This window comes from Marinomonas sp. SBI8L (assembly GCF_001624705.1).
Taxonomy (GTDB): domain Bacteria; phylum Pseudomonadota; class Gammaproteobacteria; order Pseudomonadales; family Marinomonadaceae; genus Marinomonas.
The window spans coordinates 1-4,071 of record NZ_JSEO01000027.1 but is presented as its reverse complement, the minus strand read 5'-3'; the positions used below and the strand labels follow the sequence as shown (position 1 = coordinate 4,071).

General features: G+C 37.5%; 5 protein-coding genes and 1 rRNA gene. All 6 read right to left on the bottom strand.

Going from position 1 to position 4,071, the window contains the following annotated elements; translation table 11 throughout:
* Positions 1 to 356: 356 nt before the first annotated feature.
* The 6 genes from OA91_RS23700 to rrf all read right to left on the bottom strand — a co-directional run bounded on the left by OA91_RS23700 (position 357) and on the right by rrf (position 3,830).
* Entirely contained in the window at positions 357 to 821 is a 465-nt protein-coding gene (locus OA91_RS23700; RefSeq protein WP_063340068.1) for a GNAT family N-acetyltransferase, read from the bottom strand.
* Between the two features lie 29 nt (positions 822 to 850).
* A complete protein-coding gene (locus tag OA91_RS23695; RefSeq protein WP_063340067.1) occupies positions 851 to 1,345 on the bottom strand; it encodes a DUF1993 family protein in 495 nt (164 codons plus the stop codon).
* A 2-nt stretch (positions 1,346 to 1,347) separates the two neighbouring features.
* Entirely contained in the window at positions 1,348 to 1,911 is a 564-nt protein-coding gene (locus tag OA91_RS23690) for a GNAT family N-acetyltransferase (protein WP_063340066.1), read from the bottom strand.
* 80 nt (positions 1,912 to 1,991) lie between these two features.
* Positions 1,992 to 2,465: a GrpB family protein gene (locus OA91_RS23685; protein ID WP_063340065.1), complete on the bottom strand. Its 474-nt coding sequence runs from the start codon at positions 2,463 to 2,465 to the stop codon at positions 1,992 to 1,994.
* A 620-nt stretch (positions 2,466 to 3,085) separates the two neighbouring features.
* Positions 3,086 to 3,448, bottom strand: a complete 363-nt coding sequence (locus tag OA91_RS23680; RefSeq protein ID WP_231870450.1) for a transposase — start codon at positions 3,446 to 3,448, stop codon at positions 3,086 to 3,088.
* A gap of 267 nt (positions 3,449 to 3,715) precedes the next feature.
* Positions 3,716 to 3,830: ribosomal RNA gene (gene rrf / locus OA91_RS23675) — 5S ribosomal RNA — on the bottom strand.
* Positions 3,831 to 4,071: the final 241 nt, after the last annotated feature.

Genomic DNA, 4,071 nt, shown 5'->3' with positions numbered 1-4,071 from the left:
TCAATTTTTTTGTAGTCATTCGAACATCAATTGAATAAACAATTAACAACTCGAACAACTTGCTGAAGTCTCTAGCGAGTGCCCACACAAATTATCTGATTAACTATTTTAAAGAGCGTCTGACTTACTAAACAATGTTCTGTTTGTAGTCGCTTACTTGGTAAGCTGTCGGTGTAAGCTTTGTTTGCTACCCCGTGTCAGTGGATGCGTATAATATACATCTCAGATTTTATGGCAAGCATTATTTTCAATTAAATCAAAATTATGCAAAAGTTTTTACCCCACAAGTCATTTTGAGGAACCAAGCTCCTATCACAAAGTAAATATGTCAGTTTAAAGACATTATTAACTCTTAATTAGGTTAAATCAGCCTGCATAACTGACACATAGTGGCCTTTATAATCTACCTGCTCAATAAGACTAAACCCTACTTTCGCATAGATACCGCCATTAAGCTTTTCAGTCTGTAGATAAAGCCTTTTTATTCCAAATTTTTTTGCCTGATTAATAACAGCTTGAACTAAACGTGTAGCAACACCTTCCCCTCTTGCTGAGCTTTTTACATAAACACCCCCTATCCAGTATTCGTAATCAGGGTAAATGTCCATTTCATGAATTTTAAGTTCGGCTGCACCAATTAACTCTCCATCTAACTTTGCCAACATCAATAATGGCGCCTTATCTCGATTCGTATAAGTCGCTAGCTTTGACTCTACTCTCCCCACTGTCATATCTGGGACATTCGACAACCATTGCACAAAGTACCAACTGGCTACTTCTTTATAAGCCAAAGGATCATCTGCAAGTAATATGAACTCCATCTCATCACCTTTCTATTTATATTCATTAATTAAGTACGTACAAACGAAAAATCTGTAGGGTAAGAATGAAGACCATCATAATCTCCCTTACTTAATACAACACCATGCGCTCTTGCTATGGCATACACCATACTCATATGAAATGAAAAATTAGGGATAATATATTTGTGAATAAACTCGGATGAAGGTAAAACTATCTCATTAAAACCAGCTTTATCTGCTAGCGCTTTACTATCATCTAGGTGCTCAATCACAACAGTTTGTTCTAAGAGTTCTTTCGTCTTCATTATTTGCTCAAGTACCGCCCCTTTTCCTGAAACCTCTGAATAAAAGGAGACTAATTCAATACCTACTAGTGGACAGTAGCCCCTCAATAAAAAGTTAGCTGCCACCTTTGCATTCATTTCAAGAGAAAACATATCATCAGATAAAGACAGAGGAAAAATATCTACAGGCACTTTAGCCACAATAACTTCAAGTTGAGCAAGATAACCTATGAACAAAGACTTAATATCAAGACTCATAATTAAAACCTCTCACCTTCCATCTCTTGATGAACCAAAGCTTTAACCATCTCTAGATCAATTAAACATGCACTAGGGCTCTCTTCTTTCACTTGCTCGCCAGTTTCATAAAAAACCATATACCTATAAAAATTAAGCGCACTCAAGTTTAAGTCAAGACACCATAACCGAACTTCTGCTGACGCACTGCCAACACTTGCCAATAACTTCTTTTCAAAAGCTTGATAAAGGCCACGACCGACACCGAAAACTTGGTACTTAGGCATCACATATAAAGAAGATAAGCTAAAACAGCGATTTAACTGACTTTCGCAGACATGAACTTTTTCATAACTTAAGAAACCAACCAATAAAGAAGTCTGCTTTTCAGAAAGCACTTCAACCACTAGAACCTCAGCTAAGCTTTCAGATATTATCTTATGCCATAGTTTCTCGCGGCGTTCTAAGTTATAACCTTTGATATAAGCTTCAGGCATTAAGCCTTGATATGCTTCACTCCAAGTGGTGACATGAATTAACGCTATTTGGGTAACATCCTCTACAGATGCTTTTCTAAAATGAAACATAAGATCCTTTTATGTTTGAAGAGATGTGAACAGTAGACAAATTAACAAGCAATCATCCATCGAAATTAGACGCTTACTTATTACCTATTAGCTAAAACCCATTCAACAAAAACCGATTTCTTTTCTCGATATGCATCCTGAGATAAGTCTTCACAGGACAATTTAAGCTCATTGTATTGCTTTACCAGATCTGCATTAGCACAAAGAAGATCTCGGAATTTCAAAAAGCATTCAAACTCAGACCCATTTACTACAACTTGAAGCGCGACATCCTCCTGTGAAATAGATTCCAACATACAAAGCTCAGCCGTTCTTAACGTATCAACTTTCTCTTGAAAACCCAGAGAAGAGAGTAGCTTAACCGAACTCTCAAACTCATCGGCTTTAATGCCCACAAAAATATCTAAGTCACCTTTGGAAACAGCATACGGAATGGAAGATGCTCCTATATGCTCCACCCGAGCATGAGGAAGCAACACTAACACTTTCGACTTAACCTGAAGAAACAATGCTTCACAAGCAGCCTGGTATTGATCAGGTTTATAGAACTTCATATTTTCCCTTGAAGATTATGCCAGAAAACGCAGTTAAGCATTCAATAAGCTCTTCTCATATTAATAAAAATGAGCAGAATCGAACAAAAATCGACTTTAATATAAACGCTAAAGTAGTATTGTATCAATCGAAAAAAATCGCTCCACCTAAATCCTCCCACACTAAGATGTGATTAATCTATAACACAAAAAAACAGTGTAACCAATTGATTCTAAATAGATTTCGACATAGCTCAATTTCAATCTAAACGAGGTGTACATATAAGATTAGGCCTAATAACAGCTAGCTGATACGTAGCATTTCTAATAAAGGGTTGCTTCTGTAACTTTTCGGGGAGTGGGATGGGATCAATCAACGACGCTGTGATTATCAAGAAGTGCTAACCACGAGATCTACTCTAATATTCAAATGTTGTTTAGAGGGGCACCTTAGCTCTAACGTCAACAGAGCTGGCGAGTATGCACTCCCACGGAGGACAGGCTGTGAAAGAATTAACGTCAATGACTTTTTATGAAGCAAAAAGCTTTTCTGTAGTTTAAGAACCCTTTATGAAGATTACAGAGAGCATCTTTTTTTAAAGGCTTTGAGGCTCCTCTGAGGAGGTTAAAGAATACTTTTTCTACTGGCAGTAAGCTTTAAAACCCTTCATACCAATAATATTTAGCACACGGGTAAAATTGTAGGCTAGATTCATTAATGACCACTCTCCTTTGACCTTTTTAAACCCTCTAACAAGGAAGTGTTGCCATCCAGCTCTCATTTTCAATGTGCCAAATGGGTGTTCTACAAGTGCACCTCTCTGCTTCATTTTACCTTTTCCATAAAACTCCATTCTTCTTTTGTGTTCATCAACAACAGACTCGTATTCGCTACGATACAGCTTTCGGCGAGTTGTTCCTTGAGCCAAACACTGATCTTTTTTAAAACAACTTCTACAGTCCTTTGAGTTACTGATATAAAGCTGCCGCTTTTTATTAAGCATCAATTGCTCGCACTGGATTCGTATCAGAGATGTGCTGATCGAGGTGATCAATAAACAAGGAAAATTGTGCTCGATTCTCAGTTTTTCGATAGCTTTTATTCATAATGACGATAATCAACCTAACTCAGGACTATCAACATACTATAACAAGAATACTTTCACAGCCTGAGGACCATGGGAACGAGAAATAGGTTGCTCATGATGTGTCTTTCGATAAATTTCAGGCAAAAAAAAGCCTGATCATAGATCAGGCTTTTTATAATTCAATCTTGATAACGACCTACTCTCACATGGGACCTCCCACACTACCATCGGCGATGTCACTTTTCACTTCTGAGTTCGGGATGGGATCAGGTGGTTCAACGACTCTATGATTATCAAGAAAACTGTTTTGAGGTTTATGAGTCTTAATGTCTCTTTAGACGGCTCATTCACACTCGAATACGGTGTCTTTAACAATAACTTTCTGAATAGTTTTCTCTTTATTAGAGAAGTTAACGATAACCAAGCCTCAAACCAGCTTTATCGTAATATAACGCTAAACCATTTTGGCGTTATATGGTCAAGCCTCACGAGCAATTAGTACTGGTTAGCTCAACGCCTCACAACGCTTACACACCCAG

Bases quoted from the DNA above. Each gene is read 5' to 3' on its own strand.
- OA91_RS23700 (WP_063340068.1), bottom strand. From the start codon at position 821: ATGGAGTTCATATTACTTGCAGATGATCCTTTGGCTTATAAAGAAGTA.
- OA91_RS23685 (WP_063340065.1), bottom strand. From the start codon at position 2,465: ATGAAGTTCTATAAACCTGATCAATACCAGGCTGCTTGTGAAGCATTG.
- OA91_RS23680 (WP_231870450.1), bottom strand. From the start codon at position 3,448: ATGCTTAATAAAAAGCGGCAGCTTTATATCAGTAACTCAAAGGACTGT.
- OA91_RS23695 (WP_063340067.1), bottom strand. From the start codon at position 1,345: ATGAGTCTTGATATTAAGTCTTTGTTCATAGGTTATCTTGCTCAACTT.
- OA91_RS23690 (WP_063340066.1), bottom strand. From the start codon at position 1,911: ATGTTTCATTTTAGAAAAGCATCTGTAGAGGATGTTACCCAAATAGCG.